General features: G+C 70.5%; 19 protein-coding genes. 14 read left to right on the top strand and 5 right to left on the bottom strand.

Annotated features, from left to right (window positions below; all coding sequences use genetic code 11):
- Positions 1–151 precede the first annotated feature (151 nt).
- The 5 genes from ACIGDI_RS10695 (at position 152) to ACIGDI_RS10675 (ending at position 4,049) form a co-directional block, all read left to right on the top strand.
- On the top strand, positions 152–2,350 hold the full coding sequence (locus ACIGDI_RS10695; RefSeq protein WP_399893633.1) for an ATP-dependent DNA helicase UvrD2: 2,199 nt from the start codon (positions 152–154) through the stop codon (positions 2,348–2,350).
- 165 nt (positions 2,351–2,515) lie between these two features.
- On the top strand, positions 2,516–2,836 hold the full coding sequence (locus ACIGDI_RS10690; protein WP_399893630.1) for a hypothetical protein: 321 nt from the start codon (positions 2,516–2,518) through the stop codon (positions 2,834–2,836).
- A 178-nt stretch (positions 2,837–3,014) separates the two neighbouring features.
- Positions 3,015–3,383, top strand: coding sequence for a WhiB family transcriptional regulator (locus ACIGDI_RS10685; RefSeq protein ID WP_019072119.1), 369 nt, complete (start codon positions 3,015–3,017; stop codon positions 3,381–3,383).
- Entirely contained in the window at positions 3,380–3,703 is a 324-nt protein-coding gene (locus tag ACIGDI_RS10680) for a hypothetical protein (protein ID WP_200703846.1), read from the top strand. The genes ACIGDI_RS10685 and ACIGDI_RS10680 overlap by 4 nt, the downstream gene beginning before the upstream one ends.
- 136 nt (positions 3,704–3,839) lie before the next feature.
- Positions 3,840–4,049, top strand: a complete 210-nt coding sequence (locus tag ACIGDI_RS10675) for a hypothetical protein (RefSeq protein WP_399893626.1) — start codon at positions 3,840–3,842, stop codon at positions 4,047–4,049.
- A gap of 1 nt (position 4,050) precedes the next feature.
- Here ACIGDI_RS10675 and ACIGDI_RS10670 read toward each other — a convergent pair whose 3' ends face one another.
- Entirely contained in the window at positions 4,051–5,418 is a 1,368-nt protein-coding gene (locus ACIGDI_RS10670; protein WP_399893623.1) for an ABC1 kinase family protein, read from the bottom strand.
- Entirely contained in the window at positions 5,411–6,634 is a 1,224-nt protein-coding gene (locus tag ACIGDI_RS10665; RefSeq protein ID WP_399895222.1) for a TOMM precursor leader peptide-binding protein, read from the bottom strand. Before ACIGDI_RS10665 ends, ACIGDI_RS10670 begins: the two co-directional genes overlap by 8 nt.
- Positions 6,635–6,933: 299 nt before the next feature.
- Between ACIGDI_RS10665 and ACIGDI_RS10660 the strand changes: the two genes are divergently transcribed.
- From ACIGDI_RS10660 to ACIGDI_RS10645, 4 genes are all read left to right on the top strand, one after another.
- Positions 6,934–7,530, top strand: coding sequence for a M48 family metallopeptidase (locus ACIGDI_RS10660; protein WP_399893620.1), 597 nt, complete (start codon positions 6,934–6,936; stop codon positions 7,528–7,530).
- A gap of 123 nt (positions 7,531–7,653) precedes the next feature.
- Positions 7,654–9,342, top strand: coding sequence for a TerD family protein (locus tag ACIGDI_RS10655; protein WP_399893617.1), 1,689 nt, complete (start codon positions 7,654–7,656; stop codon positions 9,340–9,342).
- A gap of 11 nt (positions 9,343–9,353) precedes the next feature.
- Positions 9,354–10,034 (top strand): AIM24 family protein, encoded by a 681-nt coding sequence (locus tag ACIGDI_RS10650; protein WP_142142345.1) that lies wholly within the window; start codon positions 9,354–9,356, stop codon positions 10,032–10,034.
- A gap of 18 nt (positions 10,035–10,052) precedes the next feature.
- The gene (locus ACIGDI_RS10645; RefSeq protein WP_390626560.1) at positions 10,053–10,808 is read left to right on the top strand and encodes an AIM24 family protein; all 756 of its coding nucleotides are present in this window, start codon (positions 10,053–10,055) and stop codon (positions 10,806–10,808) included.
- 43 nt (positions 10,809–10,851) lie between these two features.
- Here the strand turns inward: ACIGDI_RS10645 and ACIGDI_RS10640 are convergent, their stop codons facing one another.
- On the bottom strand, positions 10,852–11,373 hold the full coding sequence (locus ACIGDI_RS10640; RefSeq protein WP_399893612.1) for an NUDIX hydrolase: 522 nt from the start codon (positions 11,371–11,373) through the stop codon (positions 10,852–10,854).
- Positions 11,370–12,797 carry a zinc-dependent metalloprotease gene (locus tag ACIGDI_RS10635; RefSeq protein WP_399893609.1) on the bottom strand — a complete coding sequence of 476 codons (1,428 nt, stop codon included), beginning with the start codon at positions 12,795–12,797 and terminating at the stop codon, positions 11,370–11,372. Before ACIGDI_RS10635 ends, ACIGDI_RS10640 begins: the two co-directional genes overlap by 4 nt.
- A 192-nt stretch (positions 12,798–12,989) precedes the next feature.
- Here ACIGDI_RS10635 and ACIGDI_RS10630 point away from each other — a divergent pair, with 192 nt between their 5' ends.
- From ACIGDI_RS10630 to ACIGDI_RS10615, 4 genes are all read left to right on the top strand, one after another.
- On the top strand, positions 12,990–14,102 hold the full coding sequence (locus tag ACIGDI_RS10630; protein ID WP_058923354.1) for an SDR family oxidoreductase: 1,113 nt from the start codon (positions 12,990–12,992) through the stop codon (positions 14,100–14,102).
- A 136-nt stretch (positions 14,103–14,238) separates the two neighbouring features.
- The gene (locus tag ACIGDI_RS10625) at positions 14,239–14,700 is read left to right on the top strand and encodes a molybdenum cofactor biosynthesis protein MoaE (protein ID WP_142142350.1); all 462 of its coding nucleotides are present in this window, start codon (positions 14,239–14,241) and stop codon (positions 14,698–14,700) included.
- A gap of 138 nt (positions 14,701–14,838) precedes the next feature.
- Positions 14,839–15,003, top strand: a complete 165-nt coding sequence (locus ACIGDI_RS10620) for a hypothetical protein (RefSeq protein ID WP_200702410.1) — start codon at positions 14,839–14,841, stop codon at positions 15,001–15,003.
- A gap of 51 nt (positions 15,004–15,054) precedes the next feature.
- Positions 15,055–16,152: a PDZ domain-containing protein gene (locus ACIGDI_RS10615; RefSeq protein WP_399893604.1), complete on the top strand. Its 1,098-nt coding sequence runs from the start codon at positions 15,055–15,057 to the stop codon at positions 16,150–16,152.
- Between the two features lie 71 nt (positions 16,153–16,223).
- On the opposite strand, the gene ACIGDI_RS10610 is transcribed toward ACIGDI_RS10615, so the two are convergent.
- A complete protein-coding gene (locus ACIGDI_RS10610) occupies positions 16,224–16,766 on the bottom strand; it encodes a PPA1309 family protein (protein ID WP_200702408.1) in 543 nt (180 codons plus the stop codon).
- 163 nt (positions 16,767–16,929) lie between these two features.
- Between ACIGDI_RS10610 and ACIGDI_RS10605 the strand changes: the two genes are divergently transcribed.
- Positions 16,930–19,875, top strand: a complete 2,946-nt coding sequence (locus ACIGDI_RS10605) for a UPF0182 family protein (protein ID WP_399895219.1) — start codon at positions 16,930–16,932, stop codon at positions 19,873–19,875.
- The last annotated feature ends 9 nt before the right edge of the window (positions 19,876–19,884 follow it).

Genomic DNA, 19,884 nt, shown 5'->3' with positions numbered 1-19,884 from the left:
GTCGTCGCAGAGAGGGAACGTACTTGAAAGGGCCACCATTCCCGCACGCGGTACCGGACCCCACGTGACGCCTGCCGCATTAGTACGACAAGAGGTGCCTGCCTGTGGACAACCGGAGCACCCGTCTCCGGCGACCTGGCAGCATGGCTGTGTGACAGCAGCAACGCACTCCACGCTCTTCCCGCGGGTACCGGACTCGGCCGACGCGGTGCTCGAAGGGCTCGACCCCGAGCAGCGCGAGGTGGCCACCGCCCTGCGCGGTCCGGTGTGTGTGCTGGCGGGCGCCGGCACGGGCAAGACCCGGGCGATCACCCACCGCATCGCCTACGGGGTGCGGGCCGGGATCCTCCAGCCGTCCAGCGTGCTGGCCGTCACCTTCACCAACCGTGCCGCGGGGGAGATGCGAGGCCGGCTGCGCCAGCTCGGCGCCGTCGGCGTCCAGGCCCGCACCTTCCACTCGGCGGCCCTGCGCCAGCTGCAGTACTTCTGGCCGAAAGCGGTCGGTGGCTCCATGCCCCGGCTCGTCGACCGCAAGATCCAGCTCGTCGCGGACGCGGCCGCCGCCTGCCGCATCCGTCTCGACCGGGGCGAGCTGCGGGACGTCACGGGCGAGATCGAGTGGTCCAAGGTCACCCAGACCGTCCCCGCCGACTACGCGGCGGCCGCCGCCAAGGCCGGCCGTGAGTCCCCCCGCGACCCGGCCGAGATCGCCCAGCTCTACTCCGTCTACGAGGACCTCAAGCGGGACCGCTCCGTCATCGACTTCGAGGACGTCCTGTTGCTGACCGTGGCCGTCCTGCAGGACCGGCACGACATCGCCGAACAGGTCCGCGCCCAGTACCAGCACTTCGTCGTGGACGAGTACCAGGACGTCAGCCCCCTCCAGCAGCGGCTGCTGGAACTGTGGCTGGGGGAGCGCGACGATCTGTGCGTCGTCGGCGACGCCAGCCAGACGATCTACTCGTTCACCGGAGCAACCCCCGACCACCTTCTCGACTTCCGCACCCGCCACCCCGGAGCCACCGTCGTGAAGCTGGTCCGCGACTACCGCTCCACCCCCCAGGTGGTCCATCTCGCCAACGGCCTCCTCGCCCAGGCCCGCGGCCGCGCCGCCGACCACCGCCTGGAGCTGGTCTCCCAGCGGGCCGCGGGCCCCGAGCCCCGCTACACCGAGTACACGGACGAGCCCGCCGAGGCCGAGGGCGCCGCCCGCCGCATCCGCGAACTCATCGACGCGGGGGTCCCCGCGAGCGAGATCGCGATCCTGTTCCGCACCAACTCCCAGTCGGAGACCTACGAGCAGGCCCTCGCCGACGCCGGAGTCCCCTACCAGCTCCGCGGCGCCGAGCGGTTCTTCGACCGGCCCGAGGTGCGCAGAGCCATCGTCAACCTGAGGGGCGCCGCCCGCTTCGGCGGCAACGACTCCCGGCTGGACGACGCCGTCGACCTGCCCTCCCAGGTGCGTGCCGTGCTCTCCGGCGAGGGCTGGAGCACCGAGCCCCCGGCCGGTTCCGGCGCCGTCAGAGAGCGCTGGGAGTCCCTGGCCGCCCTGGTGAACCTGGCGCACGACTTCACCGCCGCCAAGCAGGGCGCCACCCTGGCCGACCTGGTCGCCGAGCTGGACGAGAGGGCGAACGCGCAGCACGCACCGACCGTCCAGGGCGTCACCCTCGCCTCCCTGCACTCGGCCAAGGGGCTCGAGTGGGACGTCGTCTTCCTGGTCGGTGTCGCCGAGGGCATGATGCCGATCACCTATGCGAAGACCGACGAGCAGATCGAGGAGGAGCGCCGCCTCCTCTACGTCGGCGTCACCCGCGCCCGCGAGCGCCTGCACGTCTCCTGGGCGCTGTCCCGCTCGCCCGGCGGCCGCCCCAGCCGCCGCCCCAGCCGCTTCCTGGACGGCCTGCGCCCCGGCTCCACCGGGGCCGCCGGCCGCGGTGCGACGGGCGGCGCGGGCGGCGTCGAGCGGGGTTACACCAGCAGACCGGAGTCCGTCGCCCCGCGACGCACCCAGCGCACCCCGGCCCGCTGCCGCGTCTGCGGGCGCACGCTCACCGACGCCGGCGAGATGAAGCTGATGCGCTGCGAGGACTGCCCCTCCGACATGGACGAGGGTCTGTACGAGCGGCTGCGCGAGTGGCGCGCGGACCAGGCGCGGCGCAGCGGACAGCCGGCCTTCTGCGTCTTCACCGACAAGACGCTGATGGCCATCGCCGAGGCCGTCCCGGACGACGCGCACGAACTGGCACGCATCCCCGGGGTCGGACAGCGCAAGCTCAACCGCTACGGGTCGGACGTACTGGCTCTCTGCGCAGGCCAGGACCTCGCGGCGGACGGCGAGAAAGAGTGATGCGAACTCGTCGGAAAAATAGTTTGCGCATGCCCCAGCAATCCCCATAGGTTCTTAGCCACGGGGACAGAGGCCTTCTCGAAGGCCCTGATTCCGTGCTCTACTTGCATATCCGTCGGACTGGCTCACCCCCAGTCCCCGAAGCGCCGAGAGGAGGCGAGTCCAGTGATCAGCATCAACACCAGCTCCACCAGCAGCGTCAAAATGACCGATCACTCGGTCGTCGTCTCCCTGTGCATGCTCGGCGCCTCGATCCCGGGCACCGGTCTGTCCGGCATCCGTGCCGTGCGTCCGGCGTCCTCTGTGTCTCCCGCGGGTCTTCCCGTCCGTGAGCGCAATGAGCGACCGACGAAGGCACTGGAAGCAGTAGAGGCACAGGCGCAGGCCTATGCCTTTACGGCGGCCGGTGCCGGAAGCCGGAAGCAGACGCAGCACCACCTGATGTGGGCCTTCCGTGGGCCAGAACCCTGGAGTGATCCAGCCTGACAGCCGATCAGGCCGGCGCCTTCAGGGCCGCGGAACCCCATCCGGGATCCGCGGCCCTTCTGTTTGTCCCCACACAGGGGACGACGGAGCGAAGGGGCCTCGGGACAACAGCAGAACCCGGTACCAGCCGCCTCCCGGCCCAACAGGGCCGGAAACGAACAGACGAGGAAGACGACCCGTGCAACTCGAAGCGCACGCCCCGTCCGTACCGCCTTCCGAAACGATCCCCCCGCCCGGCCTCACGGAGGACTCCACCTTGACCCCGCTCACCGCGCTCACCGCGCTCGACGACGCCATCGAGAACCTCGGCGTACCCGTCCCCTGCCGTTCCTACGACCCGGAGGTCTTCTTCGCCGAGTCGCCGGCCGACGTCGAGTACGCCAAGTCCCTCTGCCGCACCTGCCCGCTGATCGAGGCCTGCCTCGCCGGCGCCAAGGAGCGGCGTGAGCCCTGGGGCGTCTGGGGTGGCGAGCTGTTCGTCCAGGGTGTCGTCGTCGCCCGGAAGCGGCCGCGTGGCCGCCCGCGCAAGAACCCGGTCACAGCATGAACACCGCAGGCACGATCGACCGTCCCCTCACGCACGACCCCAAGAAGCAGGCCCCGATGAAGCCGTCCACCTTTGAGCCCACCGGCTCCGCGATCGAAGACTCCACCTCCACCGACGTGACCGGTTCGCGTCAGAACAGGACCCGAGAGATGCAACTCATTCCAGAAGCCCTGGCACGTGCGCATATGCACGAGCGGCTGCGCGAGGCCGAGCGGGAACGCCCGGCCGCGCGCCTGGTGGCCGCCCGGCGGATGCAGCGCCGGGCCGAGCGCGCCTCGCGCCTCGCCCGCCGTGCGCTCGCCATGGCGGTCATGCAGTAGCCGCCCCATTCGAAGAACGGCGCCTCCCGAGTCCGGGAGGCGCCGGCTCCCCGCGGGGGCCGGTCCGTCCGAACGGACCGGCCCCCGCGGTGCGTTGTAACCGCCCGAGCTCCGGCCCCGGAGGTATCGTCACCGGATGACGAGTCTTCCAGGAAGCCGCGACGACTCGGGCTCCGCGGCGGAGCCCCGGCCGCTGGTGTGCGCCCGCTGCGGCGCCCGGGCCGAGGAACCGCAGCCCACCTGGACCTTCTCGGTGGAGGACGGCGCCCGCCGGCACTACTGCGACGCCTGCTCCCGGGAGAATCTCCGGGCGATCGAGGGCCGGCTGGACTCGGCCTGGTGGTAGGTCAGGCCTCCGCGGCCGGCTCGTCCTCCTCCGCGTCCTCCAGCACGAACCCCGGCAGCCACTCCTCCAACTCCTCACGCAGCCGCACCGTGGCCCCCAGCTGACACAGCACGCCGATCGTGCTCAGCGTCACCCGGTGGATCAGAAGGTAGGCGGGGGGCAGGTTCAGCTGCTTGCCCAGTTGGTAGGCGGGAGAGCGGGGGTCGGCGATGCGGGCCGCCTGGCTGCGCATCCAGCCGCGGGTGAAGGTGAACTCGTCCGCCCGGGCCGGTTCGATGATCGGCAGCAGGTAGTCGAGGACGGCCGCCGGGTCCAGCTCTATGGACTCCTTGACGAAACCCTCCTCGCAGAGGAGCTCGTAGACGGCCTCCGCGTCTCCGTCGAGGGTCCTGCGCAGGGAGTCGCCGATCGGAGTGGGCAGACCGCCCGGGAGGCGGTCGACCGTGCCGAAGTCCAGCACGCCCAGCCGCCAGTCGCCCTCGTCCTCCGGGTCGCCGGGCAGCAGACGGAAGTTGCCCGGGTGCGGGTCGGCGTGCAGCAGGCCGGTGCGGGCCGGGCCGGAGAAGAGGAAGCGGGCCAGGAGCTGGCCGGCGCGGTCGCGCTGCTCCGGGGTGCCGTCCGCGATGATCTCCGAGAGCGGGATGCCGTCCATCCACTCCGTGATCAGGATCTGGTCGCATTGGTGGACCACCGTCGGCACCACCACGTCCGGGTCGCCCGTGAACTCCTCGGCGTGGGCTTGCTGGGCCTGGGCCTCCAGAGCGTAGTCCAGCTCCTCCGAGACACGGTCCCGGAGTTCCGTGATCAGCGGCTTGATGTCCATACCGGGAATGAGCGGACCCAGCAGACGGCCGAAACGGCTGAGTTGGTTCAGATCGGACAGGAGGGCGTCGCCGGCTCCCGGGTACTGCACCTTGACCGCCACCTCGCGGCCGTCGTGCCACACTCCCCGGTGCACCTGGCCGATCGAGGCAGCCGCGGCCGGCTTGTCCTCGAACTCCAGGAACAGCTCCTGCCAGTCCGGGCCGAGCCGCTCGCCGAGCACCGTGTGCACGGTGCGCGTCGGCATCGGCGGAGCCGCTTCCTGCAGCTTCGTCAGCGCCGCACGATAGGGGCCGGCGACCTCCTCGGGGAGCGCGGACTCGAAGACGGACAGGGCCTGCCCGAACTTCATCGCACCGCCCTTGAGCTCGCCCAACACTTTGAAGAGCTGCTCCGCCGTGCGCTGCTGCAGCTCGCGGCCGACGATCTCCGCCGACTCGCCGACGATCCTCTTGCCCAGTCCCCAGGTGGCCCGCCCGGCGAAGCCGAGCGGGAGCGCGGCGAGCTTGGCGGTCCGGGTGACCGCCTTGCGGGGAAGATCAGACATGCGCCCTCCAAGTCCCTGCCGGCCGCGCCGCCTCTGCCTCACGGCACAACTTCATCGGCGACCGTTGCTCCCCCATTGTCTCGTGCCCGTCCGCGTCCTCAGCGGTGTGTTCCCCCTTACTTACCTTCTCCCCGGCTCCGCACGCGCATGCCGGGTGTGGCCACAACGGCCGGGAATGCCAGTTCAGAGCAGGTAGGGATACCTCCCAGCGGGCCCCGGCGCTCGCCGGGAGGCGGCCGTCGAGAAAGGCCAACGCGTGGGCCGCCGCCAGTCCGGCGACCGTGGTGGCCAGTGTCACATCGCACGGCCGCACCGGCCGTGACCTGCCCGAACCCGAACGCCACTGGGCGACCAGGCGGGGCCAGGCCGGGTCCCGGTCGGTGCGCCCCTCGTGCAGACAGCCCGCGCAGCCCGTCTCGCCGGGCAGCACCAGGGGGCCGACGACACCGGTCGCCTCGACCACTCCGGCGTACAGATGGGGCGTACCCGAAGTGATGAGGGGTTCGGCGGTGGCCGGTGCGGGGGCGTGGACGGCGACGTCGTCGCGCGGGGCCAGGATCACCAGCGAGAATCCGGGGTCGCCGTCCGACGGCGGTGCCGTGGGGCCGCGGCGCGGCGGGCGGTCCGGTGCGCAACGGCGTACCGCCTGCCGGGCGGCCTCGTCCCTGCGGGCGCCGACCGACTCCGGGGGCAGACCGCCCGGCGAGACGTCCCAGCGCTCGACCCGGCCGATGTCCCGGACGTCGACCTCGCCGACGCCCGCGGCCGCCAGCAGCGAGGCCAGCAGCGCTCCCACCCGGCCCGCTCCCCGGACCTGCACGCGCAGGGATCGCCGGGCGGCCAGACGCGCGATCGCGTCGCCCGGTTCGGCGGTGAACACGGACAGTGAGGCCAGGTCCGGGCGCAGCCGGTCCAGGACCGCCTTCTTTCCGCGCAGGGTGTCGGCCGCCGGCCCGCCTCCCTTGGCGTCGTCCAGCAGACCGGCCCCGGCCAGCCGCGACACCAGCGTGTCGACGTGGCCGTCGGGCAGGTCCATACGGCGTCCCTCCTCACGCAGGAGCGGCAGGCCGCGCGTGCCGTCGAGCAGGTCGAGGAAGCTGCCCGTCGCCGAGTCCATCGGGCCCAGCGTCAGGGCGTGCGCCGGAGCCATACCGAACTGCACCGTGTTGAGATCACGCCAGCCGCGTCTGAGCGCGGGTTTCACCACCGGGACGATCGAAACCGTCCCGTCCGTCGCATCCACGGCATGCGTGGCATGCGGGGCATCCATGGCATTCACGGCATTCATGGCATTCATCGGCAGGCCCCCGTCGCCCTGAGAGAACATCCCCGTCCGCCGACGGAGGCAGGTCGGCCTCCGCGGTGAGACCCAGCATGCACGGACCCGGAGGAACGTGCCGAAAGTTGTCCACAGGCAGTGGATATTCGTCGTACAAATCAAACGCTCGGTGGGGGATCGGGACGGAACCGTCCGGGAGTCGGGACTTCCCCATGTGCAGCGGGTAACGTCGGGGCGTGCCCGCCGACCCACTGCACCGCGCCGGAACGCCACAGCGCAGCACGACGAGCCAGCCGCCGAGCGGCTCGGGGGCGAGCGCGATCGAGGTCCGCAGGAGCGCCCGGCGACGCCGGACGGTCTCCGCGTACCGCGAGGGCGATCGCACCGTCGTGCTCATCCCTGCCCGGATGTCCGAGGCCGAGGAAAAGCGCTGGGTCACCGTCATGCTCGACAAACTGGCCGCCCAGGAGAGCAAACGGATGCTCGGCGACGACGCGCTGGCGGAGCGTGCGGGACGGCTGTCCGCCCAGTACTTCGAAGGCCGGGCGCGGCCCGCCTCGGTGCGCTGGGTCACCAACCAGAACACCCGCTGGGGCTCGTGCACCCCGTCGGAGGGCAGCATCCGCCTGTCGCACCGGTTGCAGGGCATGCCCGAATACGTCATCGACTACGTCCTCCTCCACGAGCTGGCGCATCTGCTCGTACCCGGGCACGGGCCCCGTTTCTGGCGGCTGCTGGAGGCCTATCCGCGCACCGAGCGCGCCCGCGGCTACCTCGAAGGAGTGGTCGCCGCCGAACGGTTGCCGCATCTGCCGGTCGCCCACGAGGAGTGACGGCCATCCCGGGTGCCGGGACGCGGTTGTGTACCGGGTCTGTACCGGCTTCTTCCGATGTCGGAGTTAGCCGTTAGCCTGGCGCGACGCACTCACATTCGGGATGGGGGACGGTCGTTACGCATGGCCAGGGAATTCCAACGCGGCCACAAGGCCAAGATCAGTGACCTCACCGCGGGCACCGATCTGTACGTAGGCGTGCAGATCGGCGGACCCGGGCTGACGTTCGACATCAGCTGCTTCGGTCTCGACGCCGACGAACGGCTCTCGGACGACCGCTATTTCATCTTCTTCAACCAGCCCAAGTCCCCCGAGGAGTCCATCCAGCTCCTGGGTGCGCAGGCCGGCGACACGGAGTCCTTCCGCATCACGCTGGACAGGATCCCGCCGCAGATCCAGAAGCTGTCCTTCACGGCGACCATCGACGGCTCCGGCCAGATGTCGCAGGTCGGCCCCGGATACCTGCGGATCGTCGCGGGCGGTGAGGAGGTGGCCCGGTACGCCTTCAACGGCTCGGAGTTCACCACCGAGCGGGCCGTGATGCTGGGCGACTTCTATCTGAAGGACGTGTGGCGCTTCGCGGCCGTCGGCCAGGGCTTCGACGGCGGGCTGGAGGCGCTGCTGAAGAACTTCGGCGGCGAGGTCGCCGAGGAGGAGGCACCCGCCGCTCCCCAGCAGCCGCAGGCCTCCGGCGCCACTCCCGGTTTCGCGCCGCCCGCGTTCGCCGCCCCGGCCGCTCCTCCCGCACCTGCCCCCGCTCCGGCGCCGCAGCCCGCCCAGGGCTTCGCTCCGCCCCCCGGCGCGACCCCGCCGCCCCCGCCGGCGGCACCCGCGCCCGCGCCGAACGTGCACGCCGCGCCCACCATCGTCGCGCCGCTGAGCCCGCCCGGCGGCGCCTCGGTGCCGCCCCCGGGGCCCGTACCGGCCCCGTACGGCCAGCCGCCCCAGCAGCAGCCGTACGGCCAGCCCCCCGGCCACGGCGCCCCGCCGCCCGGATACCCGCAGCCGCAGGCGCCGCAGGCCCCCGCCCCGCCGCCCGGCTACGGCCAGCCGACCCAGCCGCCCGGCTACGGCCAGCAGCCGCCCTTCGGCCAGGTCCCGGCCCAGCAGACCGGCGGCTACGGCTTCCCGCAGGGAGCTCCGCAGGGGGGCGCCGGCGTGACCGCCGCGCTGTCGGTGTTCAAGGAGACGCCCACCGGTCAGCGCTGGACGCAGCAGAACAAGAAGCTCATCCGGGTCGACCTCGGCATGGGAGGCCAGCCCGTGCTCGCCCGGCAGGGCAGCATGGTGCTCTACCAGGGCAAGGTCGACTTCAGCTACAAGGGCGCCGGCTTCGCGGGCCGCATCGTGGGCAACGCGACCGGCCAGGAGATGCAGCTGATGCGCTGCACCGGCCAGGGCCAGGTGTTCCTCGCCGAGAACGCCACGCATCTGCACCCGATCGAGCTCCAGGGCGACGCGATCTGCGTATCCGCCGAGAACGTCCTCGCTTTCGACGAGACCCTGCAGTACGAGGTCCGGCGCATCGAGGGACACGGCATCCCCGGGGGCGCGCTGTTCACGATGCAGTTCCAGGGCACCGGCACCATCGTCGTGAAGACGCACGGCACACCGGTGGTGCTGCCCGTCACGCCCACGACGTTCGCCGACGCCAACGCCGTGGTCGCCTGGTCGGCCGCCTCCCAGGTGATCGTCTCCAGCCAGGTCCGGATGCGCCGCAACGCCTACCCGGGCGACACCGGGGAGAGCGTGAACCTGCAGTTCCGGGGCGCCCCCGGCAACTTCATCGTCGTCCAGCCGTACGAGGTCTGAGGGAGCCCGTCATGAACCAGCCGCTCGCGGGCTACGCCCCCGCACCCGTCACCGCCCGCATGGAGAACCACGGCGAGCACATGCTCAAGGTCGCCATGCAGAGCGGGCAGGACCTTTTCGCGCGCGTGGGCTCGATGATCGCATACGAGGGTTTCATCCAGTACGAGCCCAACCCGCCGGCCGTGCGCCAGATCGCGCGCGACTGGATCACCGGCGAGGGCGCGCCCCTGATGAAGTGCTCCGGCGACGGCCTGCTCTACCTCGCCGACTACGGCGCGAACGTCGTCGTCATCAACCTCAACGGCGACGGCATCTCCGTCAACGCCACCAACCTGCTCGCCTTCGACGCCCATCTCACCTGGGGCGTCGAGCGGGTCAAGGGGCTCGCGAAGTTCGCCGGACAGGGCCTGTGGAACACGAAGATCTCCGGGCAGGGCTGGGTCGCGCTGACCTCCCGGGGAACCCCGATCGTCGTCGACTGCGGCGGTGGCGAGGACGAGACGTACGTCGACCCGGACGCCCTCGTCGCCTGGTCCCCGAACCTCAAGGTGAAGGGCAAGCGCAGCTTCAAGGCGCAGTCGCTGATCGGCCGTGGCAGCGGCGAGGCCTACCAGATGGGCTTCTCCGGCCAGGGCATCGTCGTCGTCCAGCCCAGCGAGGACAGCACCGACCGCCTCCGGTTCCGGGGCTGAGGGGGAGCCAGAAACGCCATGCAGAGTTCGCTTTTCGCCCACAACGACTCCCAGTCCCAGGAGCGCTACAGCCTGCAGAACAAGCAGCTGCTGCGCGTCAAACTGGAGGGTCACGACGACATCCTGGCCCGCAAGGGCACCATGGTCGCCTACCAGGGGCTCGTCGAGTTCGACGCCGAGTACCAGAGCAACAACCAGGCACGCGCGCGTGCCTACACCGGCGAGGGCCTGAGCCTCATGCGCTGCCACGGGCAGGGCACGGTGTACTTCGCCAACCTCGCCCAGCACATCCATGTGGTGGACGTGGAGCAGGACGGCCTGACCGTCGACAGCGGCTACGTGCTCGCGATGGACTCCTCGTTGCACCATGAGGTCATCGCCGTCGACAGCCTCTACGGCATCTCCGGCTCCGGGAAGTACCAGCTGAACATCACCGGCCGCGGCAAGGTCGCGCTGATGACCTCCGGTGCGCCCCTGATGCTGCAGGTCACGCCCGACAAGTACGTCAACTGCGACGCCGACGCGATCGTCGCCTGGTCCACCGGCCTGCGCGTGCAGATGCAGGCCCAGACGCACTCCTCCGGGGTGTGGCGGCGCCGCGGCAACACCGGTGAGGGCTGGGAGCTCAGCTTCATGGGCAGCGGCTTCGCGCTGGTCCAGCCGAGTGAGCTGCTGCCGCCGCAGAACGCCCAGATCGGTCAGGGCCTCGCCGCCCAGTACGGCATGGGCCAGCACGGGGCGCGGGCCCAGAACCAGGGCAACGTCTGGAGCTAGTACCGGTAAGGGGTGACCGCCGGGGTGGTCACCCCTTACCCGTTCAGAGTCGGGCGCGGGCCGCTTCGAGCAGTCGTACGACCGATTCGTCCGCCACGTCCGCCACCTCGTCGTAGCCGAACCAGCGCAGGTCGAGGGACTCGTCGCTGATCTCCTGGACCGCGCCCGGTGGCGCCACGACCGCGTACTGCACGTCGAGGTGCCAGTTGCAGGGGGCCGGGATCGGGTGCCGGTCGAGACGGACGGGGCCGCCCGCCAGCAGCGTGAGTCCGGTGATGCCCGACTCCTCGGTGGCCTCGCGCAGCGCCGCCGCCTCCAGCGAGGTGTCCTCGGGCTCGCAGTGGCCGCCCATCTGCAGCCACATCCGCAGCTTCCGGTGCAGGGTGAGCAGCACACGCCCCCGCGACGGGTCGATCACCACAGCGCTCGCCGTGATGTGGCCGGCCTCGCAGGCCTTCCACATGCCGTCCGGGTGGGCCGCCAGATGGTCGAGGTAGGCCTGGCGCAGCTCTTCCTGGCCCTCGTACCCCTTCAGGACGAGGACCGCGTCGTCGTACAGGCTCACTCGGCGTCGTCGCCCTTGTCGTCGCTTTCCTTCTTGCGCAGGTCGGGCTTGTCCGCCGCCTCGCCCAGCATCTTGTCCAGCTCGGAGAAGTCCAGCTGCTCGCGGTGCACGAAGCCGTCCGGGTCGTCCAGGTCGGAGGCCGTGGGCAGCATGTCCGGGTGGGACCACAGGGCGTCGCGGCCGTCGATCCCGCGCGCGTCGGTGAGCGAGGCCCACAGGCGGGAGGCGTCGCGCAGGCGGCGCGGGCGCAGTTCCAGGCCGATCAGCGTGGCGAACGTCTGCTCCGCAGGACCGCCCGAGGCGCGGCGGCGGCGCAGGGTCTCGCGCAGCGCGTCGGCGGACCCCAGACGCGGCTTCGCGGCCGCGTGCACCACCGCGTCCACCCAGCCCTCGACGAGCGCCAGAGCCGTCTCCAGACGGGCCAGGGCCGCCTTCTGCTCGGGCGTGTCCTCCGGCTGGAACATGCCCTGCTGCAGGGCGTCCTGCAGCTGCTCGGGGTTCTGCGGGTCGAACTGGCCGACGACGTCCTCCAGCTTGGCGGTGTCGACCTTGATCCCGCGCGCGTAGCCGTCGACCGCGCCGTACAGGTGCGAGCGCAGCCACGGCACGTGCGCGAAGAGGCGCTGGTGGGCGGCCTCGCGCAGCGCCAGGTACAGCCGCACCTCCTCCTTCGGCACGCCCAGGTCCTTGCCGAAGGTCTCGATGTTCACCGGCAGCAGCGCCGCCTTGCCGGCCGGGCTGAGCGGCAGACCGATGTCGGTGGAGCCGACGACCTCGCCCGCGAGCACGCCCACGGCCTGCCCGATCTGCGTGCCGAACATGGCGCCGCCCATCGAGCGCATCATGCCGATCAGCGGGCCCGCCATCGCCTGCATCTCCTCCGGCAGGACGTCGCCCATCGCGGTGCCGACGCGCTCGGCGACCGGGTCGACCAGCTCCTGCCACGCGGGCAGGGTCGCCTCCACCCACTCCGCGCGCGACCACGCCACCGCGGTGCCGGCGCCGGAGGGCAGGGACGTAACGTCGTCCAGCCACAGGTCGGCCAGGCGGACGGCCTCCTGGACGGCGTTGCGCTCGGCGGGGCCGACGCTCGCGTCCTTCACGCCGTCCGCGGTGCCCTGCGAGACCGTCTGGCGGGCGATCTGCTTCGCCATGTCCCAGTTCACCGGGCCGCCCTCGTAGGAGAGCATCTGGCCCAGTTGCTGGAAGGCGGCGCCCAGGTCGGTGGGGTTCAGCGAACCGAACATGGCAGCGAGCGGGTTGTCACCGCCGGGGCCGCCGAAGCCGCCGGCGCCGGGCAGCCCGAATCCGAACGGGTTGGACGGGTCCTGACCACCACCGCTCTCCTGGTCCTTCTTCTTGCCCTCGTCGCCGTCTTCCGGCTCCTCCGGCGGAAGGCCGAATCCGAATGGGGTGTCGCTCACGGGATTCCTCGGCTGGTAAGGCCGCCGGTTGTCCCCGACGGCGCGGCTGCCCGATGACACCACCCAGCGTAGACACCATGGGCGGTTCGGGCCTCGGTGCTTCGCCGACTCATCGGCTGCGGCAGGATGGATGTCACCTGGTACGGACGCGTCACTCGCGTTCTTACTGAAGACAACCGCTGGAGACGCCCGGTGAGTTCCCCAGATCCGCAGGTTCGCGCAGCGCGAAACGAGTCAACCCCGCCGACTGTACGCGGGCCGGTCGTCGCGGTCACCGGTGCCGCGACCGGCGTCGGTGCGCTGCTCACCGAGCGGCTGGCCGCGTCCGACGAGATCAAGCAGGTCATCGCCATCGACGAGCGGCGCGGAGAGTGCGCGGCGGCCCAGTGGCACATCCTCGACGTGCGGGACCCGGCCATCGCCGACAAGCTGCGCGGGGCCGACGTGGTGGTCCATCTCGCGCTCGACCTCGACCTCGAGACCGACGCCGCCGCGCGGACGGCTTACAACGTCCGGGGGACGCAGACCGTGCTCACGGCGGCCGCCGCGGCCGGGGTCCACCGGGTCGTGCTCTGCACGTCCTCGATGGTCTACGGGGCGCTTCCCGACAACGAGCTGCCCCTGTCGGAGGACGCCGAGCTGCGGGCGACGGCCGAGGCCACGGGTGTGGGCGACCTGCTGGAGGTCGAGCGGCTCGCACGGCGCGCGCCCCGGGCGCACCCGGGGCTGAACGTCACCGTCGTTCGCCCGGCCGTCCTGGTGGGAGGCACCGACACCGCGCTGACCAGGTACTTCGAGTCGCCCCGGCTGCTGGTCGTGGCCGGGTCGCGGCCCGCCTGGCAGTTCTGCCACGTCGAGGACCTGTGCAGCGCCCTGGAGTACGCCGTCCTGGAGAAGGTCGAGGGCGAGCTCGCCGTGGGGTGCGAGGGGTGGCTGGAGCAGGAGGAGGTCGAGGAGCTCAGCGGGATCCGGCGGATGGAGCTGCCGTCGGCCGTGGCGCTCGGGGCGGCGGCCCGGCTGCACCGGATCGGGCTGACGCCGTCGCCGGCCGGGGACCTGGCCTACACGATGTACCCCTGGGTGGTGAGCGGCAGCCGGCTGCACGACGCCGGATGGCGGCCGCAGTGGACCAACGAGGAAGTGCTCGCGGAGCTGCTGGAAGAGGTCTCCGGGCGGCACACCGTCGCCGGGCGGCGGCTGGGACGCAAGGACGCGACCGCGGCGGGTGCCGCGGGGGCGACGGTGGCCCTGCTGGGCGCGGCGGCCGTGGTGCGGCGGGCCCGCAAGGCCCGGCGCCGGATCTGAGCGTTCCGGACCGGAACGGCCGCCACGGCGGACCTGCGGGACACGGCGGTCCTGTAGGAGTCGCCGAAAACGTACGCGTGTGTGCCTGGTGAAAGTCGTATTCCGTGTTGTCACGGGCGTGAGGCACGATGGACGCATGGCAGACACCCACGACCACCCCGGCGAGCAGGCCGCGGACGACCCCGTCAAGCTCATCGGCGTCCGCGAGACGCCCCTGTCCGTCGACGAGGTCTTCCGGGCCGTCGGGGACGACGCCGCCGGGGGGACCGCGCTGTTCGTGGGCACCGTGCGCAACCACGACGGCGGCGCGGACGTCGACCGGCTCGGCTACTCGTGCCACCCCAGTGCCGAGGCGGAGATGCGACGGATCGCCGAGAAGGTCGTCGCGGAGTACCCCGTACGGGCGCTGGCGGCGGTGCACCGCGTCGGGGACCTCGCGGTCGGCGATCTGGCCGTCGTCGTCGCCGTGTCGTGCCCGCACCGGGGCGAGGCCTTCGACGCCTGCCGGAAGCTGATCGACGACCTCAAGCACGAGGTACCGATCTGGAAACACCAGACCTTCTCCGACGGTACGGAGGAATGGGTCGGCGCCTGCTGAGCACCCGAAAGGTGTCACTGACTCCCTCCGTCGGTCCCGGGTTGCGTAACCGCACCCCTGGCGTGAGCGTTGTCAGTGGCGGCGGTTAATCTGCTGATCAGTCAGTTCGCGATCGCTCACCGGGGTTGGGAGGTCGGCATGGGTGCGCTCGTGTGGTTGTTGATTCCACTGGTGGCCGCGATCGGCGCCGGTCTGTGGGGCAGTTGGGCCAACCGCACCCGCAAGGTGCGCGGCGACGGTCCGGAGCTCGACGGGTACGCGCGCTTCCGTGAGGCCATGGAGAAGTCCCACTCCGGTACATGACAGGGGTGGGGCTGACGGCCCTCTGACAGACGCGTCCCGTACTGTCGTGCCATGCCACGCCGCACCGCGACGATGCTCGCCTCCACCCTGATGCTGATCGCGCTCCTGTGCGCGGGAGTCTTCATCCCCGTGCCGTACTCGGAGATGTCCCCGGGCCCGACGGTGAACACGTTGGGGAACCACGACGGCGAGCCGGTGCTGCAGGTCTCCGGGCGCAAGACCTACGCCACCAGCGGGAACCTGAACATGACCACGGTGCGGGTCACCAGCGCCGACTACCGAATGAACCTCGTCGAGGCCGTGTACGGGTGGCTCGCGCACGACAACAAGGTCGTGCCGCACGACACGCTCTACCCGGACGGCAAGACCGAGGAGCAGTCGACCCAGGAGAACGCCGAGGAGTTCAGCCAGTCGCAGGAGAGCGCCAAGGTGGCGGCGCTGAAGCAGCTCGGCATTCCGGTGACGTCCTGGGTGATCGTCTCCACGGTCGTGAAGGACTCGCCCGCCGAGGGCAGGCTGCACGCCGGGGACGTCATCAAGGCCGTCGACGACACCGCGGTCAAGGAGCCGGCCGACGTCGCCAAGCTCGTGACCAAGCACAAGCCGGGCCAGAACGTGGTCTTCACGATCGTGCCGGCCAAGGAGCAGGCCGCCGCCGAGAAGGCGCACAAGACGCCGACGAAGACCGAGAAGATCACGATCACGACCGCCACGTCCGACGACAGCGGGGCGAAGCGGGCCATCGTCGGGATCTCCGCGGGAACCGACCACACCTTCCCGTTCACCATCGACATCAAGCTCGCCGACGTCGGCGGCCCCAGCGCCGGTCTGATGTTCGCGCTCGGCATCTACGACAAGCTCACCCCGGGCAGCCTCACCGGCGGCAACTTCGTGGCCGGCACGGGCACCATCGACGACGCCGGCAAGGTCGGCCCGATCGGCGGCATCGAGATGAAGACGGTCGGCGCGCGCAACAAGGGCGCCCGGTACTTCCTGACCCCGGCCGAGAACTGCTCGGCCGCCGCCAAGGACACCCCCGGCGGACTCAGGCTGGTCAAGGTCCACACCATCAAGGACGCACTGTCCGCGCTCAAGGACATCCGCAACGGCGACACCGCCGACCTGCCGAAGTGCACGACCAAGGGCTGACGCACGGGCTCGGGCACGGCCGGGGGCGCTCTCGCGGACGCGGGGCGCCCCCTTCGCCGTAGCGGAGGAGCTCAGTCCTCGAAGGTCGCCGACAGGGCCTCGGCCAGGCCCGGTACCAGGTCGCGGCCGGTGAGGACCTCGGTGGGCGTGTCCTTCTCGCGCAGCCGCAGGGCCGACTCCCGGGTGCCGTCGCGCAGCACCGCGACCGTCATACGGACCTCCTGGCGGTCCGGGTGCTCGGCGACCCACTTCGCGAGCTTCTGCTCGTTCAGCCCCTCCGGCACGGCCGCCTCGGCGGACGGCGGCAGCATCAGCCGCTCCACCGTCAGCGCGCAGCCGGCCACCGCGTCGGGCCAGGCGATCGTGGCGAGGAACTCGTCCAGCGGCTTGCCCGCCGGGATCTCGTCCTGCTCGATCGGGGTGAGACCGGCGGACTCCTGCTCCTCCTCCAGGCCGAGCTGCGCCGCGAGGGCGGGTTCCTGGGCACGCAGCCGAGCGGTGTCTACGAGGGCGAAGAGGCGGGCGGGCTGGTCCCAGCCGAGGCCGGAGGCGTACTCGTCGATCTCGAGCACGGCCCGGGTGAGCGGGTTCGCCGCCATGGGGGTGTTGGACATGGTCACAATCCTGCCTCGTTCATGGCCGGAATCGGGAACCGAGTAAACGGTGAGTAAGTTGCATAGGTGTGGGCCCACGATCACGGGGGGCCACGGCAGGTCCGTGAAACCGCGGGCCTGACGGACCGACAGCGACTTCGAGGTGCGCACCTTGGCTTTCCAGATGCCGGACCGCGGCGGAGGCCCGACGGGGCCACGGATCAGAGTGGGCCGCCCGTCCCGGCGTGTCCGGACCCTGCTCATGACACTGGGCGTCCTTGCCGTGCTCGGCATGGCGTTCACCATGTTCGCGGGCTTCTGGACGGACTGGCTCTGGTACCGGTCGGTGCACTACTCGTCCGTGTTCACCACCACCCTGTGGACGAAGATCGGCCTGTTCTTCGTCTTCGGTCTGCTGATGGCCCTCGCGGTCGGCCTCAACATCTGGCTCGCGCACCGGCTGCGGCCGCCGCTGAGCGCCATGTCGATGGAGCAGCAGAGCCTCGACCGCTACCGGATGGGCATCGCGCCCTACAAGAGGTGGCTGCTGCTCGGGATCACCGCCCTGGTGGGCCTGATCGCCGGCGCCTCGGCGGCCGGCCAGTGGCGGACCTGGCTGATGTGGGTCAACGGCGTGCCCTTCCACCAGAAGGACCCGCAGTTCCACCTCGACGTCTCCTTCTACGCCTTCGACCTGCCCTGGTACCGCTTCCTGCTGGGCTTCGGCTTCGCCGCCACGATCCTCGCGCTGATCGCCGCCGCGCTGACCCACTACCTGTACGGCGGCCTCAGGATCACCTCCCCGGGCGCGCGTGCCACCGCCGCCGCCACCGGCCACCTGTCGGTGCTGCTCGGGGTCTTCGTCGCGCTGAAGGCGGTCGCGTACTGGCTCGACCGGTACGGCCTGGCGGTGAAGTCCAGTGACTTCAAGGCCACGGACAACTGGACCGGCCTGAGGTACGTCGACGCGAACGCCTATCTGCCGGCGAAGACCATCCTGTTCTGCATCGCCGTCATCTGCGCCCTGCTGTTCTTCGCCACCCTGTGGCGGCGCACCTGGCAGCTGCCGGTGATCGGCTTCGGCCTGATGGTGCTCTCGGCGATCCTGATCGGCGGCCTCTACCCGGCGATCGTCCAGAAGTTCCAGGTCCAGCCGAACGAGCAGGCCAAGGAAGCGCCGTACGTCGAGAAGAACCTCAAGGCGACGCGCGAGGCGTACGGCATCGACGGCACCAAGGTCAGCGACTACTCGGGCACCAGCAAGACCAGCGACAAGACCAAGCTGCGCGACGACGTCGACTCCACGGCGAGCATCCGCATCCTGGACCCGAACATCGTCTCGCCGACGTTCCAGCAGCTGCAGCAGATCAGGAACTACTACGCGTTCCCGACCAACCTCGACGTCGACCGCTACACCAAGGACGGCAAGGTCCAGGACACGGTCATCGGTCTGCGTGAGCTGAACCTCAACGGCATCCCGAAGAACAACTGGATCAACGACCACTTCCGCTACACCCACGGCTACGGCGTGGTGGCGGCGAAGGGCACCGCGGCCGACGCCAACGGCCAGCCGGTCTTCACCGAGTCCGACCTGCCGTCCCGGGGTGACCTCGGGACGTACGAGCAGCAGGTCTACTACGGCGAGAAGACCACCACGTACTCGATCGTCGGCGGTCCCCAGAAGGAGATCGACTACTCCGACGACAGCGGTGAGAAGACCACCAGCTACAAGGGCAAGAGCGGCGTCAATCTCGCCAACCCGATCAACCGGGCGGCGTACGCGGTGGCGTTCAGCGAGCCGCAGATCCTCTACTCCGGCGCCATCGGCGAGGGTTCGCGGATCCTGTACAACCGCACGCCCAAGGAGCGCGTCGAGGCGGTGGCGCCCTGGCTGACCATCGACGGCGACGCCTATCCGGCGGTGGTGAACGGCCGTATCCAGTGGATCGTCGACGCGTACACGACGACGAACGGCTACCCGTACGCCTCCCGTACGACCCTGGGTGACACGACGGCCGACTCGCTGACCGCGACCAACAACTCGCGCGCGGTGGTGGCCCAGCAGAACCAGGTCAACTACATCCGCAACTCGGTGAAGGCGACGGTCGACGCGTACACCGGGCAGGTCAAGCTCTACCAGTGGGACACCCAGGACCCGGTCCTGAAGACGTGGATGAAGGCCTTCCCGGGCACGGTCGAGCCCAAGAGCGCCATCTCCAAGTCGCTGCTGTCCCATCTGCGCTACCCGCAGGACCTGTTCAAGGTCCAGCGCGAGCTGCTGACCCGCTACCACGTCACCAACCCGACCACCTTCCTCACCGGCAGCGAGGTGTGGCAGGTGCCGGACGACCCGACCAACAAGTCGGGCAACGCGGTGCCGCCGTACTACCTGAGCATGAAGATGCCCGACCAGTCGTCGCAGGCCTTCTCGCTGACGACGACGTTCACGCCCAACGGCCGTGACAACCTGAGCGCGTTCATGTCGGTCGACGCGCAGGCGGACTCCAGCGACTACGGCAGGATCAGAATCCTGAAACTGCCGACCAGCACGACGGTCGACGGGCCCAAACAGGTGCAGAGCCAGTTCAACTCCGAACAGGACATCGCCGAGTCGATCAAGCTGCTCAAGGGCGGCGACTCCGACATCGAGTACGGCAACCTGCTGACGGTGCCGCTCGACGGAGGACTGCTCTACGTGGAGCCGGTCTACGTACGCGGTGGTGGACTGAAGTACCCACTGCTGCGGAAGGTGTTGGTCAGCTACGGAGACAAGACCGCCTTCGAGGACACGCTCGACCAGGCGCTCAACAAGGTCTTCGGCGCGGAGAGTTCGACCACCCCGCCGCCCGACCAGGGGACCACGCCACCACCTACGTCCAGCAACCCGACGGTCCAACAGGCTCTCGACGACGCCCAGAAGGCCTTCGACGCCGGCCAGACGGCCCTGAAGAAGGGCGACTGGAAGGCGTACGGCGAGGCGCAGAAGGACCTCCAGGACGCGCTGAAGAGGGCCGAGGAGGCGCAGGCCAAGGCCGACAAGACCGCCGGTGGCAGCGGCAGCGGCAAGAGCAGCAGCAGCCCGAGTCCCAGCGGCAGTCCCAGCCCGAGCGGTGGTTCGGGCAGCGGTTGATCAAAGGCC

The organism is Streptomyces sp. NPDC085900, assembly GCF_044540925.1.
Lineage (GTDB): Bacteria > Actinomycetota > Actinomycetes > Streptomycetales > Streptomycetaceae > Streptomyces > Streptomyces gilvifuscus.
Note: the sequence above shows the minus strand (reverse complement) of the source record. Positions and strands in the feature narration are given on the sequence as shown.